Here is a 20740-nt window from a genome sequence, read left to right on the forward strand (position 1 = left end):
GCAGCGTGCAGGACCCGGGCGACGACGGCACACGAACGTCGTGCCGTCTACAGCTCGTTGCCACGCCGGCAGCCCAGCCGGCGGCGCATCGCGGTCGCGATGCGCTCGCCCTGGATTTTGGCCCGGTCGGCGTTGGGTCCGCGGTATCTGCTGTCCACCGCGGCGTGCCAGAGCCGGACCCAGCGGTCGAAATGCTCGGCGGTGAAGGGCCTGGCCGCGTGCAGCGCGGCATGCGGGGTGAACATGTTGCCCTGATACTCGGCGTCGCGGAAGAGCGCGCGGGCCCAGAAATTCGTGATCCTGGGCAGATGTGTGTCCAGCTCCATGGCCGCGACCTCGGTGAAATAGGGCCCGATGAGCGGGTCGGCGAAGGCAACGGCGTAGAAGTCGCGCAGCAGCGGCTCCAGATCCGCGGTGTCGGCGATATCCCGCTCGGTCACCACAGCGACAGCCAATAGTCCTGGAACCGCAGGAAGACCAGCAGGATCACGACCGCGTACATCAGCACCGCGACGGTCCATCGCCACCCGACGATCGTGGCGATCGGGCCGGGTGCGCGGCCCGACGCCGGACGGGTGAGGAGCGCGAGCAGCGCGGGCATCATCGCCCAGACCACCATGCAGTACGGGCACAGCGAGCCGATCCGGTAGAGCGCTTGGAAGATGAGCCAGCCCGGCGAACACCGTGCCGGTCGCGACACCGAGCCACAGGACCCGCCACACCCGCACCGGCACGTTCCGGCCGGCCGCCGCGAGCAGCCCGGCCGCGACCACCACGGCGAAGCCGACTACCCCGATGATCGAATTGGCGAAGCCGAATACCGCCGCCTGACCGCTGTTCATCACCGAGACGCACGACAGGACCGAGCTGATGCTGCAGGCTGGGCGATAGCCTGGCCGGTGCTGCATCGTGAACTGCTCGACGCTCAACAGCACCGACGCGATCCAGCCGATGCCCGCGGTGCCGACGAGCACTGCCGCCTGCCATCGGGCGACTCGCGGCGGTCCGCCGCCGGCTGGTACCTGTCGATCGGCTTCGGCCGCGGGAACCGGGTCGATACCCAGCTCGGAAGGGTGCACCGCCATGGACTCGCTTTCGGCGTTCGGTGGATCAGCACGAATACTGCGCGCGGACGCATCCGGGTGAGTAGAGCCGGAAGCCCCGGCATCCGCGGGACCTTCGACCCCGCACGGGCGGTCGGCGTGGGCGAACTCACGCTCACCCCGGGTAGCGGCCGGGCCCGGTGGCCCGTTGCATGGAGGCGTGACTTCTTCCCTCGCGGCCACCGACCACGTCGAGGCGCCACGCACGAGCTGGCACCTCCCGGCGATGCTGGCGCTGGCGCTGGGCGGGTTCGGCATCGGCACCACCGAGTTCGTGACGATGGGGCTGCTGCCCGATATCGCGGCCGACTTCGACATCTCCGAGCCGACGGCCGGGCACGCGGTGTCGGCCTACGCGCTGGGCGTCGTCGTCGGCGCGCCGCTGATCGCCGCGCTGTGCGCCCGGGTGCCGCGCAAGAAGCTGCTGATCGCGTTGATGGCCGCGTTCACCGTCGGCAATGCCGCGACGGTGCTGGCCCCGACCTTCGGCACGCTGGTGGCGGCCCGATTCGTTTCCGGGCTGCCGCACGGCGCGTACTTCGGGGTCGCCTCGCTGGCGGCGGCCACCCTCGCCCCGGTGGGGCAGCGGGCCAAGGCGGTGGCCGCGGTGATGCTCGGGCTGAGCGTGGCGAATGTGATCGGCGTACCGGGCGCGACCTGGCTGGGTCAGCATCTGGGCTGGCGGGACGCCTATGTCGTGGTCGCGGCGATCGGGGTGGCGACCGTGGCCGCGCTGTGGCGCTTCGTGCCGAGCCTGACCGGCATGAAGATCACCAACCCGCTGACCGAACTCGGTGCGCTGCGTCGCCCGCAGGTGCTGCTGACGCTGGCCGTCGGCGCGATCGGCTTCGGTGGCATGTTCGCCGTCTACACCTACATCGCCACCACCATGACCGACGTCGCCGGCATGCCGATCGGCGCGGTCCCGATCGTGCTGGCCATGTTCGGCCTCGGCATGATCGCGGGCAACATCCTCGGCGGCGTCCTGGCCGACCGCGGCGTCGATCGCTCGATCTTCGTCGCCATGATCGCGATGGTGGTCATCCTGGCCGGCTTCGTGCTCGCCGCGCACAATCCGATCACGGCGTCGATCGGCGCCTTCCTGGTCGGCGCGTCCGGCGCCGCCCTGGCCCCCGGTCTGCAAACCCGCCTGATGGACGTGGCCGCCGACGCCCAGACCCTCGCCGCCGCCCTCAACCACGCCGCCCTCAACATCGCCAACGCGGCGGGCGCCTGGCTCGGCGGCCTCGTCATCGCCGCGGGCCTGGGCTACACCGCCCCGGCCACCGTCGGTGCCGTGCTCGCGATCCTCGGCGTCGGACTCTTCACCGTCACCGTCTGGGCCGCCCGCCGCGGCGCGTCCGCGATCGCGAGCTGACCCGCCGCGGGCGGGTGTCACACTTCGGCTTGCTGCGTCGTCTCCGCTGTGCAGGACAAATCGGCAACAGGAGAGGTGTCATGTCAGTAGTGATCAGCAACCCGCCCGAGCTGCACGATCCGACCGGGTTCGGGTACAGCCATGTCGCGCGGGTGACCGGTGAACTGGTCGTCATCGCGGGGCAGTACGACTCCGATGCCGAAGGGCACACCACCGGTACCGATTTCGGTGCGCAGGTGGAGAGGGCGTTCGCCAATCTCGGGATCGCGTTGCGGTCGGCCGGGGCGGACTACGCCGACGTCGCGCAGCTGCGGACGTTCATCGTCGACCACGACCTGGAGAAGCTGACGGTGCTCGGCGCCAAGATCGCCGAGATCTGGGGTGATCGTCCGCCCGCGCAGACGTTGCTCGGTGTCGCGGCGCTGGCCCTGCCGGGCATGTTGTTCGAGGTGGACGCGCTCGCGGCGCTGGGCTGACGCGAACGCCACGCACTCGCCGACCGCCCCGGCGGCGAGTGCGCGGCACACCCGCCGCGGACTAGGCGGGCGGGTTGCAGGAGTACGCCGAGCCGCACTGCAGCTGGCGCAGGAACGAACCGAGTTCGTCGATGAAGGCGCTACCCGTGGACACACCGCCGGGGGCGGGTTCGCCGGGGGCGACGACCGGGGCGGGGGAGAGCGGGGCGGCGGTGGCCGGGCCCGCGGTGAGGGCCGCTCCGAAAGCCAGCGCCGCGATGCCTGCGCCGAGCAGCTTGGTGAACGCCATGGTGAATCCTTTGTTCAATTCTGTGTGAATGGCGGCTCGAAGTGTTGCATACCTGACCGATCGGTCGCAATAGCATTGGTATGCTCGGAAAGTGGCGCGTACCAAGGAATTCGATCCCGATGTCGTGCTCGACCGCGCGCTGGATCTGTTCTGGCAGCGCGGCTACGAGACGACCTCGATCGCGGATCTGATCGAGCATCTCGGGATCGCCAGGGGCTGCATCTACGCGACCTTCGGCAGCAAGCACGAACTGTTCATGAAAGCGCTGCAACGGCACCTGGAGATCGTCGACGCGCGGGTCACCGCGGAATTGGCGCGGCCCGGCCCGGCACTGCCCGCGATCAGAGGGCTGATCGACCAGTTCGTGAACGAATCCTGTGCGGAGAACCGATTCCTCGGTTGCCTGGTGACGACCGCCGCGGTCGAGCTCGCCGCCCGCGACGCCGAGGTGGCCCGGCTGGTCGAATCCAGCTGGGCGCGTACGGAGACGGCGCTGTTCTCCGCGCTCTCGCGCGCCCGCGCGCAGGAGGAACTGCCGCTCGACGCGGATACCCGCGCCATGGCCCGCTTCCTGCTCGTCTTCCTCCAGGGTGTCTGGGTGCTCGAACGCGCGCCCAATGCCGCCACCCGCCTGCGCGACGCGGGCCGGGTGGCCGCCTCGATCCTGGGCTGAGTCCCGCCGCATCCGGCGGTCCTCATTCGTGAACGATCGGTCTGGATCGTGGGGGCTATCGCTCGGTCGTCGCCCCGCCCGCGGGCCGCGCCCAGCCGATGCTGAGCTGCACCGCCCGCTGCCACCGCTCGTACTCCTCGTCGCGAACGGATCGGTCGGCCTGGGGCACCCACTGCGCCGCGACTCGCCAATTGCTCCGCAACCCTTGCAGATCCGGCCAGTACCCCACGGCCAGTCCGGCCGCGTAGGCCGCGCCGAGCGAGACCGTCTCGGTCACCAGCGGACGCATCACCGGAACCCCGAGCACATCGGCGATGATCTGCATGAGCAGGTTGTTCGCCGCCATCCCGCCCGCGACCCGCAACGACCGCGCCCGCAGCCCCGCGTCGGCGTTCATCGCCTCGACGACATCGCGGGTCTGCCAGGCGGTGGCCTCCAGCACCGCCCGCGCCAGATGGCCCTTGGTGACATACGAGGTCAGCCCGATCAACAGCCCACGGGCGTCGCTGCGCCAATGCGGTGCGTAGAGCCCGGAGAACGCGGGGACCAGATAGCAGCCGCCGTTGTCGTCGACGGTGCTCGCGAGGGTTTCGATCTCGGGCGCGGTGGCGATCAGGCCGACGATGTCGCGCAGCCACTGCACCAGTGATCCGGTGACCGCGATGGGGCCTTCCAGCGCGTACACCGGTTCGGGGCCGACCTGGTAACCGATGGTGGTGAGCAGTCCGTGTTCGGACCGGATCAGGTCGGCGCCGGTGTTCATCATCAGGAATCCGCCGGTGCCGTAGGTGCATTCGGTCTCGCCGGGCGCGAAGCAGGTCTGGCCGAACAGTGCGGCGTGCTGGTCGCCGAGGGCGGCGCCGATCCGGACACCGGGCGCGACCGTGCGGGCGGTCCCGAAGTCGCCGGTCGAGGGTTCGATGCGGGGCAGCATCGCGCGCGGAATATCGAAGAACCGCAACAGTTCCTCATCCCACTGCCGGGTGGCCAGGTTCATCAGCAGGGTGCGGCCCGCGTTGGTGACATCGGTGACGTGCACTCCGGTGAGATTCCAGATCAGCCAGGACTCCATGGTCCCGAACAGCACCTCGCCGCGTTCGGCGCGCGCCCGCAAGCCGTCGACGTGGTCGAGTAGCCAGCGCAGCCGGGGCGCGGCGAAGTAGGTGGCCAGCGGCAACCCGCTCAGCTCGGTGATCCGGTGCGCGCCGGGCATTTCCCGGAACTGCTCGACGAGTTCCTCGGTGCGGATGTCCTGCCAGACGATGGCGGGCCGCACCGGCACCCCGGTCTCGCGATCCCACACCACGGTCGTCTCGCGCTGATTGGCGATCCCGATCGCCGCCACCTGCTCGACGGTGATCCCGGCGTCGCGCAGCGCGGCGGGCACGATCCGCTCGACCGTCCGCCAGATCTCCATCGCGTCCTGCTCGACCCAGCCCGAACGCGGGTAGCGCTGGCGGTGGGTCCGCTGGGCCAGCCCGGCCAGCCTGGCATGCCGATCGAACACGATGCAGCGGGTGGAGGTGGTGCCCTGATCGAGGGCGAGGACATACCGTTGCGTCACCGGATTCTCCCGTTCATCGCGCCGCTCCGAGATCGCGGTGCACGGCCTGGGCGGCGGCGCGCACCTGCTCGACGGCGGCGGGCCGGATCTGTAACCGGTTGTCGCACAGCCGATCGGTCGGTCCCGAGATGCCGATGGCGGCCACCACCAGTCCTCCTCTGGCGCGGATCGGCGCGGCGATGCCCGCCTCGCCGGAGCGATACTCCTCGACCTCGCCGGCCCAGCCGGTCCGCCTGACCTCGGCGATCGCGCGGTCCAGCGCTGTCGGGTCGACGATAGTGCGACGTGTGAAGGAGTGCAGCGCACCGGGATTCGATGCCGCGTCATAGGCGAGCAGTACCTTGCCCAGCGCGGTGGCGTGGGCGGGCAGCACCTCGCCGACGGCGAGCACCTGCTCGGTGTTGTCGGGCCGGAACACGTGGTGCACCACCGTCACCCCCGCCGGTCGCGACACCGCCATCCGCACCGATTCCCCGGTCCGCGAGGCGAGCGCGTCGGCCCGGTGGATCGCCCGCGAGCGCAGTTCGTTGACATCGAGGTGATCGGTGCCCAGCTCACCCAGCGCGGGCCCGAGCAGATACCGCCCCGTCGCCGGATCCTGGTCGACGAACCCCACCCCGAGCAGGGTCCGCAGGATGCCGTGCGCGGTGGGTTTGGCCAGGTCGAGCGCGGCGGCGACCTCGCCCACCGCCATCGGCCCCGACCCGCGCGCGAGTAGCCGCAGCACGGCGGCGGCTCGCTCGATCGACTGGATCGGACCCGGCACCGCCCGAACCTATCAGCCCGAGCGTTCAGCATTGTCGAACGGCAGTCGTGGCGGCGGGGCCGGGCCGTTCCTAGCGTGGGTGTCGGGCTCGACGGTGAGCCCGCTCGAAAGGACCACGATGAATCGGTATGTGGGCGCGATCGACCAGGGCACGACCTCGACGCGTTTCATGGTTTTCGACCGCGGCGGTGCCGTCGTCGCCCGGCATCAGCTCGAACACGAGCAGATCATGCCGCGACCCGGCTGGGTCGAACACAATCCCGACGAGATCTGGGAACGCACCCGCACCGTCGTCAAGACCGCGCTCGCCTCGGCCGACCTCACCGCCGCCGACCTCGCCGCGATCGGCGTCACCAACCAGCGCGAGACCACCGTCGTGTGGAACCGGCACACCGGCCGCCCGTACTACAACGCCATCGTCTGGCAGGACACCCGCACCGACCGGATCATCGCCGCGCTCGACGCCGCCGGGCACAGCGACCTGATCCGCGAGCGCACCGGACTCCCGCCCGCGCCGTACTTCTCGGGCGGCAAGCTGCGCTGGATCCTCGACAACGTCGAGGGCGTGCGGGCCGACGCCGAACGCGGTGACGCCCTGTTCGGCACCCTGGACACCTGGCTGATCTGGAACCTCACCGGTGGCATTCGCGGCGGCGTGCACGTCACCGATCCCACCAACGCCTCGCGCACCATGCTGATGGACCTCGAGACGCTGCGCTGGGACGACGAACTCCTGCGGATCTTCGACATCCCGCGCGCCATGCTGCCCGCCATCGCGCCGTCGTCGAACCCGGCCGGATTCGGCACCACCCACCCCGACGGGCCGTTCAAGAGCGTGGTGCCGATCGCCGGGGTTCTCGGCGACCAGCAGGCCGCCAGCGTCGGGCAGGTGTGTTTCCAGCCGGGCGAGGCCAAGAACACCTACGGCACCGGCAACTTCCTGATGCTCAACACCGGCGCCGACATCGTGCGCTCGGCGCACGGCCTGCTCACCACCGTCGCCTACCAGTTCGGCGGCGACGAACCCGTCTACGCGCTGGAGGGTTCGATCGCGGTCACCGGCTCGGCCGTGCAGTGGCTGCGCGATCAGCTCGGCATCATCGCGGGCGCCGCGCAGATCGAGGACCTGGCCGGCCAGGTCGCCGACGCGGGCGGTGTGTATTTCGTGCCCGCGTTCTCCGGGCTGTTCGCACCGTACTGGCGACCCGACGCGCGCGGCGCGGTCGTCGGCCTCTCGCGCTACAGCAACAACGCCCACCTGGCCAGGGCGACACTGGAATCCATCGCCTATCAGACCCGCGATGTGGTCGAGGCGATGCAACGCGATTCCGGGGTGCGGCTGGCGACGCTGCGGGTCGACGGCGGCGTCACCATGAACAAGCTGGCCATGCAGATCCAGGCCGACCTGCTCGGCGTCCCGGTCTCCCGGCCGGTCGTCGCCGAGACCACCGCGCTCGGCGCCGCCTACGCGGCCGGCCTGGCGGTCGGGGTCTGGAACTCCACCGACGAACTGCTCGCGAACTGGCACGAGGACGTCCGCTGGTTCCCCTCCTGGTCCGACGAGCAGCGCGAACGCGGCTACGGCCGCTGGCTCAAGGCCGTCGAACGCACCCTCGACTGGGCCGAACTCGACTGATGAACGACCACCTCGACAAGGAGCAAGCCGTGTCCGTTCCCCTGGACTCCCTCTACCGCGACAAGGCGATCGCGGCGCTCGGTGACCGCGAGATCGACGTGCTGGTGATCGGCGGCGGCGTGACCGGTGCCGGCGCCGCGCTCGATGCCGCCGCACGCGGTCTCTCGGTCACCCTCGTCGAGGCTCGCGATTTCGCCGCCGGTACCTCGAGCCGGTCGTCCAAGCTCATCCACGGCGGCCTGCGCTACCTGGAGCAGCTGGACTTCGCGCTGGTCCGGGAGGCGCTGAAAGAGCGTGGGCTGCTGCTGAATACGCTCGCGCCGCACCTGGTGCATCCGGTGCCGTTCCTGTTCCCGCTGCAGCACCGGGTCTGGGAGCGCGCCTATATCGGTGCCGGCGTCGCCCTCTACGACACCCTCGGCGGCGCCCGCGCCGTCCCCATGCACAAGCACCTGACCCGGTCCGGCGCACTGGAACTCGCGCCCGCCCTGCGCTCGGACGCGATGACCGGCGCGATCCGCTACTACGACGCCCAGGTCGACGATGCCAGGCACACCATGATGATCGCCAGGACCGCCGCCGACCACGGCGCGACCGTGCTGACCCGCACCAAGGTCACCGGGCTCGTGCGCGACGGCGAACGCGTCGTCGGCGCGCGGGTGCTCGACCTGGAAACCGGTGTCGCCCACACGATCCGGGCCCGCAGCGTGATCAGCGCGACCGGCGTCTGGACCGACGACATGATCAAGATGACCGGCGTCGACTTCCCGTTCCACGTCCAGATGTCCAAGGGCGTGCACATCCTGGTCCCGCGCGACCGGCTGGACCTGCACACCGGCCTGATCATGCGCACCGAGAAGTCCGTGCTGTTCGTGATCCCGTGGGCCGAGCACTGGATCATCGGCACCACCGACACCGCGTGGGCACTGGACAAGAACCACCCCACCGCCACCGCCGCCGACGTGCAGTACATCCTCGACCACGTCAACGCGCTGCTGCGCGAGCCGCTGACCAGGGCCGACATCGTCGGCACCTACGCCGGGCTGCGTCCGCTGATGACCGGCGCGTCGAAGGAGACCGCCAAGCTCTCGCGCGAGCACGCCGTCGCCGAGCCGGCGCCCGGACTGTTCGTGATCGCGGGCGGCAAGTACACCACCTACCGGGTGATGGCCGCCGACGTGGTCGACGCCGTCACCGCGCGCCTCGGCGGTGACATCCCCGCCTCGACGACCGCGCAGCTGCCGATCGTCGGCGCGCAGGGCTATCGCGACATGCTCGCCGACGTCGCCGAACTGGCCGCCTCGGTGGGTCTGCCGGTCGAGGTCGTCGAGCACCTGCTCGGCCGCTACGGCGCGCTGGCCACCGACATCTTCGACCTCGTCGCCACCGATCCGGCGCTGCGTCAGCCGATTCCGGGCGCACCCGACTACCTGGCCGCCGAGGCCGTCTACGCGGTCACCCACGAGGGCGCGCTGCACCTCGACGACCTGCTCACCCGGCGCACCCGCATCTCCATCGAGGTCCCCGACCGCGGCCTGGCCGCCGCGCCGGAGATCGCCCGGCTGATCGCGCCGCTGCTGGGCTGGGACGACGAGACGGCCAATGCCGAGATCAACCGCTACTACGACCGCGTGCACGCCGAACTGGCCGCCAACGAGGCGGGCGACGACGAATCGGCGAATTCCGCCCGCCTGGTCGCCGTGCGGTGACGCGCCGGGCGCGTGTATTCGGCGCGCGCTCGACGTCGAGCGGCCCGCTCGTCGGCGCCACGCGGGTCGGCGCCGAACGCGCGTGGCGCGGTATTTCGGTGCGACCGCGACCTGCCGCTTACCAACAGGTCTGTATGTAAGCGGTAGGATCGGCCGATGACCAGCACCGCAGCCGACAAGCCGCAGCGGCGGACGCAGGAACAGCGCAGCACCGAGATGCGTACGCGCCTGCTCGACGCGACCATCGACTGCCTGGTCGAATACGGCTACGCGGGCACCACCACGCCGCGGGTCGCCGAGCGGGCGGGCGTGACCCGCGGCGCGCAGGTGCACCATTTCGGCTCGAAGCACGACCTGGTGGTCGCCGCGATCAAGCATCTGGCCGAGCGGCGGGTGGCGGCGGCGATGAGCGAGATGACCCAGGTCCCGGTCGGTGACGATCCGGTCGGCACCGCCCTCGAGTTCCTCTGGGACCTGCATCAGGGACCGCTGTTCATCGCCACGGTGGAGCTGTGGGTGGCGGGCCGGACCGATCCGGTGCTGGCCGCCGCCATGGAAGAGGTCGAACCGCTGGTCAACACCGCGGTCCTGCGGGCGGTGGCCGAACTGATCCCGGATGATCTGCGCCGCAAGGGCGCCCGCGATTTCGCCTACACCGCGATGGACGCGCTGCGCGGCATCCTCGTCGCCAATTTCGTCGTCCCCGACCCCGAACGCGCCCATCGCCGCTGGCGTCGCGCCACGGCGGACCTGCGTGCCGCGGCGTCCGCCGTGATCGCGGCCGGTCCCCAGTGAGCGCGGGCACAGCGGGTCGGTCGGTGCCGATGCCTGGATGCGGCGGGATAGTCCGACCGTTCGGGGCCGACATGTCGTGGGCGCAGCGGTCGGTCGGTGCCCATGCCCGGGGTGGCGGATAGTCCGAGTGCTCCGGACATGCCGCGACGACACCACATCGGCGGCGATCGGTTCCACCGGCAGGTCCGGATGACTAGCGTGAGCACATGCACTCGCACATCGAGCCCCGACGGGCGCCGGCACCGGACGCGCTCTCGTGAGCCGCGGCACCATCCTGATCACCGGCGCCAGCTCCGGCCTCGGCGCGGAGATGGCCCGCCAGTTCGCCGCCCTCGGCTATGACCTGGGCCTGTGCGCCCGGCGCACCGAACGGCTCGACGAACTGCGCGCCGAGATCCTCGCCGCGCAGCCCGATCGCGTCGTCTCGGTGAAGCAGCTCGACGTCACCGACGACGCCGCCGTGTTCGCCGTCTTCGACGCGTTCGCCGCCGAGTTCGGCACCATCGACCGCGTCGTCGTGAACGCCGGCCTCGGCAAGGGCGCGCCGCTGGGCACCGGCAAGCACGCCGCCAACCGCGAGACCGCCGTCGTGAACTTCCTCGCCGCCCTGGCCCAGACCGAGGCCGCGATGGGGATCTTCCGCGCGCAGGGCCACGGGCACCTGGTGATGATCTCCTCGATCTCCGGCCTGCGTGGCATGCCAAAGACGCTGACCACCTACGCCGCCACCAAAGCGGGCGTCGCGGCGCTGGCCGAGGGCCTGCGCGCGGAAGCGGTACCCGGTGTGGACGTCTCGGTGATCTACCCCGGCTACATCCGCTCGGAGATGAACGACCGGATCAAGCACGAGCCGAAGTTCATGGTGGACACCGAAACCGGCGTGCGCGCCATGGTCGCCGCGATCGAGAAGCGCCGCGCCAAGGCCTACGTCCCCGACTGGCCCTGGATCCCCATCGCCTTCGCCCTGCGCACCCTGCCACTCCCGCTGGTCCGCAAACTCCTCTGACAACCCGACCCGCCCGCCGGCGCTCCGAAATCACTCCCGCGGCAGCAGGTGCTTGCCCTCGCGATCCGTGGACAGGGCCAGCGAGCTGATGTACTGGATCTCGCCCTCGGGGCCGGGCACCGCCGAGGCGATCATGTCCGGTCGCTCGAACTCCATGCCGGTGACGTGGCAGGGCAGCAGGTCGCCCGACGGGTTGCCGTGCTCGTCGAACATCGGCAGTTCGATGCCGTCGTCGGTGCGGCGCAGATAGTACTTGCCCTTGGTGGCGATCGCGGTGAGCGGGGTCGCGACGAAGGCGACCAGCACCGCGACCAGCGGCGAGTACGGCTTCAGCAGGTCACCGAAGAGCCCGAAGAAGGTCATGATCGACAGCACCGCCGACAGGCCGAAGCCGACCAGGCCGACCGGGTTGAAGTCGTAGAGCATGCCGCGCCGGAACTCCGGCACCTTCGGCGAGATCTTCAGCAGGTACTTGTTCACCGCGATGTCGGTGGCCACGGTGACGATCCAGGCGATGCCGCAGTTGGCGTAGAAGCCCAGGATGTTGTTGAGGAAGTCGAACATGTTCGCTTCCATCAGCACCAGCGCGACGCCGAGGTTCACCACCAGGAACACCAGGCGACCGGGGTAGGTCTTGGTGACGCGGGTGTAGGAGTTGGTCCAGGCCAGCGAGCCGGAGTACGCGTTGGTGACGTTGATCTTGATCTGGCTGATGACCACCAGCACCACGGCCAGCGTCATGGCCAGCCAGCCCGGCACCATGTCGCGGTAGATCTCCAGGAACTGGTGCACCGGCTGGTTCGCGATGCCCTGCGCGGCGGGCAGATTGGCGATCAGATAGACCGCGAGGAACAGGCCGACGACCTGCTTGGCCGCGCCGAAGAGCACCCAGCCGGGTCCCGCCAGCAGCATCCAGCCCCACCACTTGGCGCGGTTGTCCGGCGTGCGCGGCGGCATGAACCGCAGGTAGTCGATCTGCTCGGCGATCTGGGCGATCAGCGACAGACACACGCCGGCGGCCAGCAGCGCGCCGGACACGCTCACACCGCCACCGTTCTCGCCGCCGTAGGCGAAGAACGAACCCACCGAATCGGGATGGCGCACCAGCAGGAAACCGAACGGCGCCACCATCAGCAGCAGCCACAGCGGAGTGGTCCACACCTGCAGCTTGGCCAGGGTGTTCATGCCGTAGATGACCAGCGGGAAGATGATCACCGTCGAGGCCAGATAGCCCATCCAGAGCGGAATTCCGAGGCCCAATTCCAGGCCCTGGGCCATGATCGAACCTTCGAGCGCGAAGAAGATGAAGGTGAACGAGGCGAACACGATATTGGTGATCACCGAGCCGTAGTAGCCGAATCCGCTACCGCGCGTGATCAAATCCAGATCGATGTTGTAGCGCGCCGCGTAATAGGCGAGCGGAAATCCGGTCAGCATCACGACGACGGCGAAGATACCGATGCCGATCAGCGCGTTTCCGGTGCCGTGCGCGATGCCGATATTCGCGCCGATCGCGAAATCGGCGAGATAGGCGATGCCGCCGAGAGCGGAGATGCCGACCACCGCCGGGCTCCATTTTCGGTAGCTCCGCGGGGCGAAACGCAGCGTGTAGTCCTCGAGTGTTTCTCTGGCAGCGGTATCTGCTCCGGCCATTTCCCTCTCTCCCTCATCCACGCGGCCGTCGAATTCGGCGGCTCACCGACCGTGCTCGATGGATGTAGACACCAATTTTCTGAACCGTTACGCCGCTGTTACGCGGTCCGATGGTGACCGGCGTCACGGAAAGTGTTGTGAAGATACATGCAGAGCTGTATGTTTGTGCGCAAGCCTGAGGATGGGAGTTCGATGACGAACAAGGTCTACGTGGTCGGCGTAGGGATGACGAAGTTCGAGAAGCCGGGCCGCAAGCAGGTCGAGGAGGCCGACGGGACCACCCGGGCCTGGGACTATCCGGACATGGCGCGGGAGTCGGGCACCAAGGCCCTGGCCGACGCGGGCATCGACTACCGCGAGGTCGAGCAGGCCTATGTCGGCTACGTCTACGGCGAGTCGACCTCCGGGCAGCGGGCGGTCTACGAGCTCGGGATGACCGGCATCCCGGTGGTCAATGTCAACAACAACTGCTCGACCGGCTCCACCGCGCTCTACCTTGCGGCGCAGGCGATCCGGGGCGGGCTGGCCGAGTGCACGCTGGCGCTGGGCTTCGAGAAGATGCAGCCCGGTTCGCTCGGCTCCACCTGGGACGACCGCGAACAGCCGATGGGCAAGCACGTGATGGCACTGGCGGAGATCTCCGAGGTGCTGTTCCCGGTGGCGCCGTGGATGTTCGGCGCGGCCGGGCGTGAGCACATGAAGCGCTACGGCACCACCGCCGAGCACTTCGCCAAGATCGGTCACAAGAACCACAAGCACTCGGTGAACAACCCGTATTCGCAGTTCCAGGACGAGTATTCGCTCGACGACATCCTGGGCTCGCGGATGATCTACGACCCGCTCACCAAGCTCCAGTGCTCGCCGACCTCGGACGGTTCCGGCGCGGCGATCCTGGCGAGCGAGGCGTTCGTCGACCGGCACGATCTGTCGGCGCAGGCGGTCGAGATCGTGGGCCAGGCGATGACCACCGATTTCGCCTCGACCTTCGACGGCACCGCCAAGAACCTCATCGGCTACGACATGAATGTCGCCGCCGCTCGCAAGGTCTACGAGCAGGCGGGCCTCGGTGCCGACGACTTCCAGGTGATCGAGCTGCACGACTGCTTCTCCGCCAACGAACTGCTGCTCTACGAGGCGCTCGGACTCTGCGGTGCGGGCGAGGCCGGGAAGCTGATCGACGCGGGCCAGACCACCTACGGCGGCAAGTGGGTGGTGAACCCGTCGGGCGGCCTGATCTCCAAGGGGCATCCGCTCGGCGCGACCGGCCTGGCCCAGTGCTCCGAGCTCACCTGGCAGCTGCGCGGCACCGCGGGTAAACGCCAGGTCGACGACGTCACCGCCGCCCTGCAGCACAACATCGGCCTCGGCGGCGCCGCCGTGGTCACCGCCTACCAGCGCGCGGTGCGCTGACCAGCACGAGGAGTACCGCAATGGGACACATCGAAGCCACCAAGACCGTCACCGCCACCCCGGCGGCGCTGTGGGCGGTCGTCGCCGACCCGCAGACCTGGGACAAGTGGTTCACCATCCACGAGAGGTTCATGGAGGAACCGCCCACCGTGCTGGCCGAGGGCGCCGAACTGGTCGCCAAGATCGTCATGCTCGGCATGGCCAACAAGATGGAATGGACCGTGAAAGCGGTGGAGGTGCCCAACCGGCTGACCCTCGCGGGCGCCGGAATGGCCGGTGTCCGTACCGAGTTCACCTTCGACATCCAGCCCGCGGGTTCCGGCAGCACCATCCTGGTCTCCGGCGACTTCGAGGGTGCGCTGATCAAGGGCGCGCTGGGCAAGGCGGTGGAGAAGGACGGCCGCATCCAGCTGGACAGATCGCTCGACCAGCTCGACGCGCTGGCCTCGGCGTAGGGGCCGCCCGATGACTGCGCACGCATCGGGCCGCATCGTCGAGTTCGACGACGCCGGCCTGGAAAAGTGGAGTGACGCCGAGGAATTCGCGGTCACCGCGGACCGGATCGCGGACTACGCCGCCGCGACCAACGATCCGATCCAGGCGCACCGCGACGGCAGCGTCGCGCCGCCGGTCTTCGCCATCGTCCCGGTGTTCGAATCCATGATGATGCCGATCATCGACGTGGCGCCGATGGACATCTTCGGCCGGGTCGTACACGGCGAGCAGGACTTCCACTTCCACCGGCCGATCCGGCCGGGCGAGGAACTGGTGTCGCGGGCCAAGTCGGTGGGCTACACCAGCAAGTCGACCGGGACGACCGTCACCATCTTGGTCGAATGCCGGGACACGACAGGCGAACTGGTGAACGAGCAGTACCTCACCGCCTTCTTCCGCAATATCGACGCGGGCAAGTCGGTGGGCGAGCAGGCGCCGGCGCATCGCTTCGACGAAAGTCTGCGCGCGAGCGCGCCGTTCGCGGTCGTCGAGCATCACGTAGACGACGACCAGACCTTCCGGTACTCGCCCGCCTCGGGCGATCCGATGCCGCTGCACCTGGATGAGCAGGTGGCCAAGGATGCCGGATTGCCCGGCATCATCGCGCACGGGCTGTGCACCATGGCGATGGCGTCCTGGGGTGTGCTCACCGCGACGGCGGGCTCGGATGTGCATCGGCTGCGGCGGTTCGCGGTGCGTTTCGCCAAGCTCGTGTTCCCCGGCGACGATCTGCAGACCCGGATCTGGCCTGTCACCAGCGCCGACGGCGTCACCACCTACGCGTTCGAGACGGTGCGCGGCGAGGATGTCGTCCTCAGCGACGGTCTCGCGGAGATAAGGAGTCAGTCATGAGTTCCCTGGCAGGCAAGGTCGCCGTGATCACCGGCGCGGGTCGCGGCATCGGCCGTGAACACGCGCTGTTGTTCGCGCGCGAGGGCGCGAAGGTCGTGGTCAACGATCTCGGCGGCAGCAATGCCGGTGAGGGCGCCGATACCGGTCCGGCGCAGCAGGTCGTCGACGAGATCGTCGCGGCGGGCGGCGTCGCCGTCGCCAATACCGACAACATCGCGACCTGGGACGGCGCGCGGAACCTGATCGCCCAGGCGGTCGGTGAGCTCGGCGGGCTCGACATCGTCATCAACAACGCGGGCATCCTGCGCGATGTCTTCGTCGCCGCGATGGACGAGGCCCAGTGGGACGCGGTGATCGCCGTGCACCTCAAGGGCCATGCCGCCGTGCTGCACCACGCCGCCGCCTACTGGAAGGCGCAGAGCAAGGCGGGCAACCAGCCCAACGCCGCGGTCGTGAACACCGCGTCGGCCTCGGGCGTCACCCTGCCCAACGCGGGCCAGGCCAACTACGGGGCGGCCAAGGCGGGGATCGCCGCGCTCACCCAGGTCGCCGCCGAGGAACTGGGGCGCTACGGCGTGCGGGTCAACGCGATCGCGCCGATCGCCCGCACCCGGCTCACCCTGGCCACCCCCGGCATGGGTGCGATGTTCGCCGCCGAGGCCGCCGCGGCCGAGGAATCCGGCAGGTTCGACGCGTTCAGCCCGGCCAATATCTCCCCGCTGGTCGCCTATCTGGCCTCGGACAAGTGCCCGATCACCGGCAAGGTGTTCGCCGTGCAAGGAGGCGCCATCTCCGAGCTGGCCGGCTGGCACGATGTGAAGACCATCGAGACCGAAGGGCCGTGGGCGATCGACGACATCGCTGTGCGGCTGCCCTGAGCGGGGAGGAGACGACGATGATCGAATGGTCCGAAACCGATCTGATGATCCGCGATGCCGTGCGGACCTTCATCGACAAGGAGGTCCGTCCGCATCTGGACGCCCTCGACAGCGGTGAGCTGCTGCCGTACCCGATCCTGCGGAAACTGTTCAGCCAGTTCGGGATCGACGCGATGGGCGAGGACGCGGTCGCCAAGATGCTCGCCAAGGAAGCGACCGGTCCCGGCGAGCGGTCCGGTGGCGGCGGTGGGTCGCCGTTCGCCGGGCAGCAGTCGATGATGGCGGTGCTGATCAGCGAACTGTCCGGTGTCTGTATGGGATTGGTGTCGGCGCTGGGTGTCAGCATCGGGCTGGGCGCCACCACCATCATGTCGCGGGGTACTCTCGCGCAGAAGGAACGCTGGCTCGCCGACATCGTCACCCTGCGCAAGGTGGCGTCCTGGGCGATCACCGAGCCCGACTCCGGCTCGGATGCCTTCGGCGGCATGAAGACTCGCGTCGAGCGCGACGGCGACGACTACATCCTCAACGGTCAGAAGACCTTCATCACCAACGGCCCGTGCGCCGATGTGATGATCGTCTACGCCAAGCTCGACGAGGGCGACGGCGCCGACAAGCGGCACCGCAAGGTGCTGACCTTCGTGCTGGACAAGGGCATGGCGGGGCTCACCCAGGGCAAGCCGTTCAAGAAGATGGGCCTGCATTCCTCGCCGACCGGTGAGCTGTTCTTCGACAATGTCCGGCTCGGCCGCGACCGGCTGCTCGGCGAGACCGAGGAGCATCGCGGTGGCGACGGACGCGAAAGCGCCAGAGCCAGTTTCACCGCCGAACGGGTCGGCGTCGGCTTCATGGCGCTGGGCATCATCGAGGAATGCCACCGGCTCTGCGTCGACTACGCGCGCACCCGCACGCTGTGGGGGCAGGAGATCGGGAAGTTCCAGCTGATCCAGCTCAAGCTGGCGAAGATGGAGGTCGCCCGGATCAATGTGCAGAACATGGTGTTCAACGTGCTCGAGCGGGGCAAGGCTGGCAAGCCGCCGAGCCTGGCCGAAGCGTCGGCGATGAAGCTCTACTGCTCCGAGGCGGCCACCGAGGTCGCGATGGAGGCGGTGCAGCTGTTCGGCGGCAACGGGTACATGAGCGAGTACCGCGTGGAGCAGCTCGCGCGCGACGCGAAGTCGCTGATGATCTACGCGGGCAGCAATGAGATCCAGGTGACCCACATCGCCAAGGGGCTGCTCGAAAAGTAGGCACTGGGGAACCCGGCCGCGAGAGTGCTTCGCGCGGCCGGGTTCTCGCGTGTTCAGACCGCGCGCAGGTGCCCGCGGCTGGCGTAGATGTGCTCGGCGATGAGCGTGGCGATCCGGTCCGGCGCCTCCAGCATCGGCACGTGACCCACGCCGTTGACCAGGATGCGGTCCGCGGATTCGGGGAGTTCGCGCAGGTGGCGGGTGGCGTAGACGTGATTGGGGATGATCCGGTCGTACTCGGCGAGCAGTATGCGGACCGGGGTGGACAGCTCGTTCAGATCGTCCATCGCGGGTGCGCGCAGGCTGCCGAGCAGCATCGGGATGATCGCGTCGCAGTGCAGCACGGCCGCGATGATGGTCGCGAGGTCGCGCTTGGCCACCGCGCTGGTGTGCTTGCACAGCATCAGCGCGGCGACCTGCTGCACCACCGGGTTGTTGATCACCAGGCCGCCGAGCCGCTTGCCGGCCTCGACGAACGGGACCATCGAGGCGAACTTGGCGCCGACCCGCAGCTGAGTGAACGAGGGCGTATTCCAGCCGCCCGCGGGTGCGATCGCGGTGAGCGTGCGGGCCCGCCCGCGCCGGGCCAGCTCCAGCCCGACCCAGCCGCCCAGCGAGTTCCCCGCGATGTGGCAAGTCCGCCAGCCCAGCTCGTCGAGCTGGTCCTCGATCTGATCGGCCAGCGCGTACACATCCAGTGACCAGCCCTCGACCTTCGGCCCACCCCAGTGTCCGGCGAACGCGGGCGCGTACACCTCACAGTGGGCCGACATCCGCCGCGCCACCTGCTCCCAGCAGTGCGGCGACAACATGAACCCGTGCAGCAACAGGACCGGATCACCGGACCCGAGGTGCAGCGCCGCGACAGGCGACGGCCGGGCAGTGGACTTGGCGGTGCGTGACGTCATCGTCAATCACCCCTTCCTGGACGACGGTGTCCGGGGGAGCATTCCTGACCTGTCATTGTACGGTCGTCCGGTGGCTCTCATCCTTTCAACCGTGAACGTCAACGGCGTGCGCGCCGCGGCGACCAAGGGCATGGTGCCCTGGCTCGACGCGACCGAAGCCGACATCGTGTGCTTGCAGGAGACCAGGGCGACCGATGCCCAGGTCGCCGCCGCGCTGGCGCCCGCGCTCGAGGCGGGGTGGGTGCTCTCGCACGCCGAACCGGAATCGAAGGGGCGCGCCGGGGTCGGCATCCTGTCGCGCCGGCCGCCCGACGCCGTGCGGATCGGCTTCGGCAGCAGCGAGTTCGCCGAGTCGGGCCGCTACCTCGAGGCCGACTTCGACGAGGTCACCGTGGCCAGCGTGTATGTGCACTCGGGGGAGGAGAACACCCCGAAGCAGGACGAGAAGTACCGGTTCATGGCCGAACTCGGCGCGTACCTGAAGGCGCGGACCGGCGACTTCGTGGTCAGCGGCGACTGGAACATCGCGCCCGCCGAGGTCGACCTGAAGAACTGGAAGGGCAACCAGAAGTCGGCGGGCTTCCTGCCCGAGGAACGCGCCTGGATCGCCGAGCTGCTGGCGGCCGGCTACGTCGACGTGGTGCGCGCACTGCACCCCGACGTCGCGGGCCCCTACAGCTGGTGGTCCTACCGTGGCCGCGCCTTCGACAACGACTCCGGCTGGCGCATCGATTACCAGCTGGCCCTGGGCGAGCTGCCCGGCCGTGCCAAGCAGGCCGTCGTCGAACGCGCCGACGCCTACGATCAGCGCTGGTCCGACCACGCTCCCGTGACGGTGCAGTACCGGTGACTCTCTCGCGCAAGACGCTCGGCCTGCTCGGCGGGCTCGTCCTCATCGTGCTCGCGGTGGGCTTCACGCTGCTCACCGGTCGCGGCGGCAACGACACCACCGCGGCGACCACCACCACCCGCGCGGTCGCCGGGGTCACCACCACCAAGGCCGCGCCCAAGCCGGGCCCGCCCGCCGGGGATGCCGGCGCGGCGCCGGTCACCAAGGCGGCGGGCGTGCCCGATCGCGCTTACGCCACGCTCGTGGAGATCGATGCGGGACGCTGGCCGGATTCGGCGAACGCGCCCGGCACCAAGGGTGGCGAGCAGTGGATGAACCGGGGGACCAAACTTCCGCCGAAGGATCCGGCGGGTAAGGCGGTGACCTACCAGGAGTGGGACGTCAACCCCAAGCAGCGCAACCGGTCGCGCGATGCCGAACGCATCGTCACCGGCAGCGACGGCACCGCCTGGTACACCGGCGACCACTACGAGACCTTCACGAGGATGCGCTGATGACGACGCGAATGACGCTGTCGCAGTTCCTTGCTCGTCCCGGTACCGAGTCGCCCACCGTGACCGCACCGCCGGTTCTCGGCGCCTTGCCGGTGGATGCCAACCAGTTCAGCGGAGTTCGCTACGACGCGCCCGCCGACTACCGGGTCCGCGAACTGCGCGGCCCCAAGATGCGCACCACCGCCGAACTCTTCGACGAGTTCGCCGCGGCCTGCCAATTCCCGTACTACTTCGGCGCGAACAAGGACGCCTTCGACGAATGCCTGCGTGATCTGGACGATTTCGTCGGCGACGCGCCCGGCTACGTCGTGGTGGTGCGCGATTCGGCCGACCTGCTGGCCGAGCAACCCACCGAACGCGCCTGGTTCGACAGCGCCATGCGGGACTGCGCGGCCTACTGGGCCCGCCGCGATGTCGCCTTCCGGGTCGTCCTGCAGGGCGACCCGGAAACCTTCGGCGCCATCGCCCTCACGGCGTGATCCGGTTGCCGCTGCCACGGGAATTGACGGCTGCCGGTGTCTGATTCGGTCGCCTCCCACCGGTTTCCGCCCGCGC

Annotated in this window: 22 protein-coding genes and 1 pseudogene; 16 read left to right on the forward strand and 7 right to left on the reverse strand. The window is 69.3% G+C overall.

Annotation, left to right across the window (positions count from 1 at the left end; translation table 11 throughout):
• Positions 1 to 5: 5 nt before the first annotated feature.
• Positions 6 to 458: a hypothetical protein gene (locus NV348_RS21570; protein WP_447148512.1), complete on the forward strand. Its 453-nt coding sequence runs from the start codon at positions 6 to 8 to the stop codon at positions 456 to 458.
• Here the strand turns inward: NV348_RS21570 and NV348_RS21575 are convergent.
• Together NV348_RS21575 and NV348_RS21580 are read right to left on the reverse strand one after the other, a co-directional pair.
• Positions 437 to 700, reverse strand: coding sequence for a vitamin K epoxide reductase family protein (locus tag NV348_RS21575; protein ID WP_447148513.1), 264 nt, complete (start codon positions 698 to 700; stop codon positions 437 to 439). The two genes, NV348_RS21570 and NV348_RS21575, sit on opposite strands and share 22 nt — an antisense overlap.
• 31 nt (positions 701 to 731) lie before the next feature.
• A pseudogene (locus NV348_RS21580) lies at positions 732 to 1421 on the reverse strand (vitamin K epoxide reductase family protein); the annotation flags it as partial.
• On the opposite strand from NV348_RS21580, the gene NV348_RS21585 reads away from it, so the two are divergent.
• Both NV348_RS21585 and NV348_RS21590 read left to right on the forward strand, forming a co-directional pair.
• A complete protein-coding gene (locus NV348_RS21585; protein ID WP_447151114.1) occupies positions 1330 to 2481 on the forward strand; it encodes an MFS transporter in 1152 nt (383 codons plus the stop codon). The pseudogene NV348_RS21580 and the gene NV348_RS21585 overlap by 92 nt on opposite strands.
• Positions 2482 to 2561: 80 nt before the next feature.
• Entirely contained in the window at positions 2562 to 2957 is a 396-nt protein-coding gene (locus tag NV348_RS21590; RefSeq protein WP_447148514.1) for a RidA family protein, read from the forward strand.
• Between the two features lie 61 nt (positions 2958 to 3018).
• On the opposite strand, the gene NV348_RS21595 is transcribed toward NV348_RS21590, so the two are convergent.
• Positions 3019 to 3246 (reverse strand): hypothetical protein, encoded by a 228-nt coding sequence (locus tag NV348_RS21595; protein WP_447148515.1) that lies wholly within the window; start codon positions 3244 to 3246, stop codon positions 3019 to 3021.
• 91 nt (positions 3247 to 3337) lie between these two features.
• Here NV348_RS21595 and NV348_RS21600 point away from each other — a divergent pair, with 91 nt between their 5' ends.
• Positions 3338 to 3919, forward strand: coding sequence for a TetR/AcrR family transcriptional regulator (locus NV348_RS21600; protein WP_447148516.1), 582 nt, complete (start codon positions 3338 to 3340; stop codon positions 3917 to 3919).
• A 55-nt stretch (positions 3920 to 3974) separates the two neighbouring features.
• Here NV348_RS21600 and glpK (NV348_RS21605) read toward each other — a convergent pair whose 3' ends face one another.
• Both glpK (NV348_RS21605) and NV348_RS21610 read right to left on the reverse strand, forming a co-directional pair.
• Positions 3975 to 5483, reverse strand: a complete 1509-nt coding sequence (gene glpK, locus NV348_RS21605; protein WP_447148517.1) for a glycerol kinase GlpK — start codon at positions 5481 to 5483, stop codon at positions 3975 to 3977.
• A 13-nt stretch (positions 5484 to 5496) separates the two neighbouring features.
• Positions 5497 to 6249 (reverse strand): IclR family transcriptional regulator, encoded by a 753-nt coding sequence (locus tag NV348_RS21610; RefSeq protein WP_447148518.1) that lies wholly within the window; start codon positions 6247 to 6249, stop codon positions 5497 to 5499.
• A gap of 118 nt (positions 6250 to 6367) precedes the next feature.
• Between NV348_RS21610 and glpK (NV348_RS21615) the strand changes: the two genes are divergently transcribed.
• The 4 genes from glpK (NV348_RS21615) (at position 6368) to NV348_RS21630 (ending at position 11395) form a co-directional block, all read left to right on the forward strand.
• Entirely contained in the window at positions 6368 to 7885 is a 1518-nt protein-coding gene (gene glpK / locus NV348_RS21615) for a glycerol kinase GlpK (protein ID WP_447148519.1), read from the forward strand.
• Complete coding sequence (locus tag NV348_RS21620) at positions 7885 to 9594, forward strand: glycerol-3-phosphate dehydrogenase/oxidase (RefSeq protein ID WP_447148520.1); 1710 nt, start codon at positions 7885 to 7887, stop codon at positions 9592 to 9594. The genes glpK (NV348_RS21615) and NV348_RS21620 overlap by 1 nt, the downstream gene beginning before the upstream one ends.
• A gap of 156 nt (positions 9595 to 9750) precedes the next feature.
• On the forward strand, positions 9751 to 10389 hold the full coding sequence (locus NV348_RS21625) for a TetR/AcrR family transcriptional regulator (RefSeq protein WP_447148521.1): 639 nt from the start codon (positions 9751 to 9753) through the stop codon (positions 10387 to 10389).
• 256 nt (positions 10390 to 10645) lie between these two features.
• Positions 10646 to 11395 (forward strand): SDR family oxidoreductase, encoded by a 750-nt coding sequence (locus tag NV348_RS21630; RefSeq protein ID WP_447148522.1) that lies wholly within the window; start codon positions 10646 to 10648, stop codon positions 11393 to 11395.
• 30 nt (positions 11396 to 11425) lie between these two features.
• Here NV348_RS21630 and NV348_RS21635 read toward each other — a convergent pair whose 3' ends face one another.
• Positions 11426 to 13048 carry a purine-cytosine permease family protein gene (locus NV348_RS21635; RefSeq protein WP_447148523.1) on the reverse strand — a complete coding sequence of 541 codons (1623 nt, stop codon included), beginning with the start codon at positions 13046 to 13048 and terminating at the stop codon, positions 11426 to 11428.
• 192 nt (positions 13049 to 13240) lie between these two features.
• On the opposite strand from NV348_RS21635, the gene NV348_RS21640 reads away from it, so the two are divergent.
• Genes NV348_RS21640 through NV348_RS21660 form a run of 5 tightly spaced genes read left to right on the forward strand, consistent with a single transcriptional unit; the run spans position 13241 to position 17933 of the window.
• Entirely contained in the window at positions 13241 to 14458 is a 1218-nt protein-coding gene (locus NV348_RS21640) for a lipid-transfer protein (RefSeq protein ID WP_447148524.1), read from the forward strand.
• Positions 14459 to 14478: 20 nt separating this feature from the next.
• Positions 14479 to 14913 carry a type II toxin-antitoxin system Rv0910 family toxin gene (locus NV348_RS21645; protein ID WP_447148525.1) on the forward strand — a complete coding sequence of 145 codons (435 nt, stop codon included), beginning with the start codon at positions 14479 to 14481 and terminating at the stop codon, positions 14911 to 14913.
• Positions 14914 to 14923: 10 nt separating this feature from the next.
• Positions 14924 to 15805, forward strand: a complete 882-nt coding sequence (locus NV348_RS21650; RefSeq protein WP_447148526.1) for a MaoC/PaaZ C-terminal domain-containing protein — start codon at positions 14924 to 14926, stop codon at positions 15803 to 15805.
• Complete coding sequence (locus NV348_RS21655; protein ID WP_447148527.1) at positions 15802 to 16683, forward strand: SDR family oxidoreductase; 882 nt, start codon at positions 15802 to 15804, stop codon at positions 16681 to 16683. The genes NV348_RS21650 and NV348_RS21655 overlap by 4 nt, the downstream gene beginning before the upstream one ends.
• Positions 16684 to 16700: 17 nt before the next feature.
• On the forward strand, positions 16701 to 17933 hold the full coding sequence (locus tag NV348_RS21660) for an acyl-CoA dehydrogenase family protein (protein ID WP_447148528.1): 1233 nt from the start codon (positions 16701 to 16703) through the stop codon (positions 17931 to 17933).
• A 53-nt stretch (positions 17934 to 17986) separates the two neighbouring features.
• Here NV348_RS21660 and NV348_RS21665 read toward each other — a convergent pair whose 3' ends face one another.
• A complete protein-coding gene (locus NV348_RS21665) occupies positions 17987 to 18841 on the reverse strand; it encodes an epoxide hydrolase EphH (RefSeq protein WP_447148529.1) in 855 nt (284 codons plus the stop codon).
• 70 nt (positions 18842 to 18911) lie between these two features.
• Between NV348_RS21665 and NV348_RS21670 the strand changes: the two genes are divergently transcribed.
• The 3 genes from NV348_RS21670 to NV348_RS21680 are packed head-to-tail and all read left to right on the forward strand — an operon-like array spanning position 18912 to position 20664.
• Positions 18912 to 19691: an exodeoxyribonuclease III gene (locus tag NV348_RS21670; RefSeq protein ID WP_447148530.1), complete on the forward strand. Its 780-nt coding sequence runs from the start codon at positions 18912 to 18914 to the stop codon at positions 19689 to 19691.
• Complete coding sequence (locus tag NV348_RS21675) at positions 19688 to 20185, forward strand: guanyl-specific ribonuclease (RefSeq protein WP_447148531.1); 498 nt, start codon at positions 19688 to 19690, stop codon at positions 20183 to 20185. Before NV348_RS21670 ends, NV348_RS21675 begins: the two co-directional genes overlap by 4 nt.
• Positions 20185 to 20664 carry a barstar family protein gene (locus tag NV348_RS21680; RefSeq protein WP_447148532.1) on the forward strand — a complete coding sequence of 160 codons (480 nt, stop codon included), beginning with the start codon at positions 20185 to 20187 and terminating at the stop codon, positions 20662 to 20664. Before NV348_RS21675 ends, NV348_RS21680 begins: the two co-directional genes overlap by 1 nt.
• Positions 20665 to 20740: the final 76 nt, after the last annotated feature.

Source organism: Nocardia fodinahabitans, from assembly GCF_052983615.1.

Bases quoted from the DNA above. Each gene is read 5' to 3' on its own strand.
- NV348_RS21595 (WP_447148515.1), bottom strand. From the start codon at position 3,246: ATGGCGTTCACCAAGCTGCTCGGCGCAGGCATCGCGGCGCTGGCTTTC.
- NV348_RS21680 (WP_447148532.1), top strand. From the start codon at position 20,185: ATGACGACGCGAATGACGCTGTCGCAGTTCCTTGCTCGTCCCGGTACC.
- NV348_RS21585 (WP_447151114.1), top strand. From the start codon at position 1,330: ATGCTGGCGCTGGCGCTGGGCGGGTTCGGCATCGGCACCACCGAGTTC.
- NV348_RS21655 (WP_447148527.1), top strand. From the start codon at position 15,802: ATGAGTTCCCTGGCAGGCAAGGTCGCCGTGATCACCGGCGCGGGTCGC.
- NV348_RS21650 (WP_447148526.1), top strand. From the start codon at position 14,924: ATGACTGCGCACGCATCGGGCCGCATCGTCGAGTTCGACGACGCCGGC.
- NV348_RS21645 (WP_447148525.1), top strand. From the start codon at position 14,479: ATGGGACACATCGAAGCCACCAAGACCGTCACCGCCACCCCGGCGGCG.
- glpK (WP_447148519.1), top strand. From the start codon at position 6,368: ATGAATCGGTATGTGGGCGCGATCGACCAGGGCACGACCTCGACGCGT.
- NV348_RS21620 (WP_447148520.1), top strand. From the start codon at position 7,885: ATGAACGACCACCTCGACAAGGAGCAAGCCGTGTCCGTTCCCCTGGAC.
- NV348_RS21635 (WP_447148523.1), bottom strand. From the start codon at position 13,048: ATGGCCGGAGCAGATACCGCTGCCAGAGAAACACTCGAGGACTACACG.
- NV348_RS21625 (WP_447148521.1), top strand. From the start codon at position 9,751: ATGACCAGCACCGCAGCCGACAAGCCGCAGCGGCGGACGCAGGAACAG.
- NV348_RS21665 (WP_447148529.1), bottom strand. From the start codon at position 18,841: ATGACGTCACGCACCGCCAAGTCCACTGCCCGGCCGTCGCCTGTCGCG.
- NV348_RS21590 (WP_447148514.1), top strand. From the start codon at position 2,562: ATGTCAGTAGTGATCAGCAACCCGCCCGAGCTGCACGATCCGACCGGG.
- NV348_RS21660 (WP_447148528.1), top strand. From the start codon at position 16,701: ATGATCGAATGGTCCGAAACCGATCTGATGATCCGCGATGCCGTGCGG.
- NV348_RS21640 (WP_447148524.1), top strand. From the start codon at position 13,241: ATGACGAACAAGGTCTACGTGGTCGGCGTAGGGATGACGAAGTTCGAG.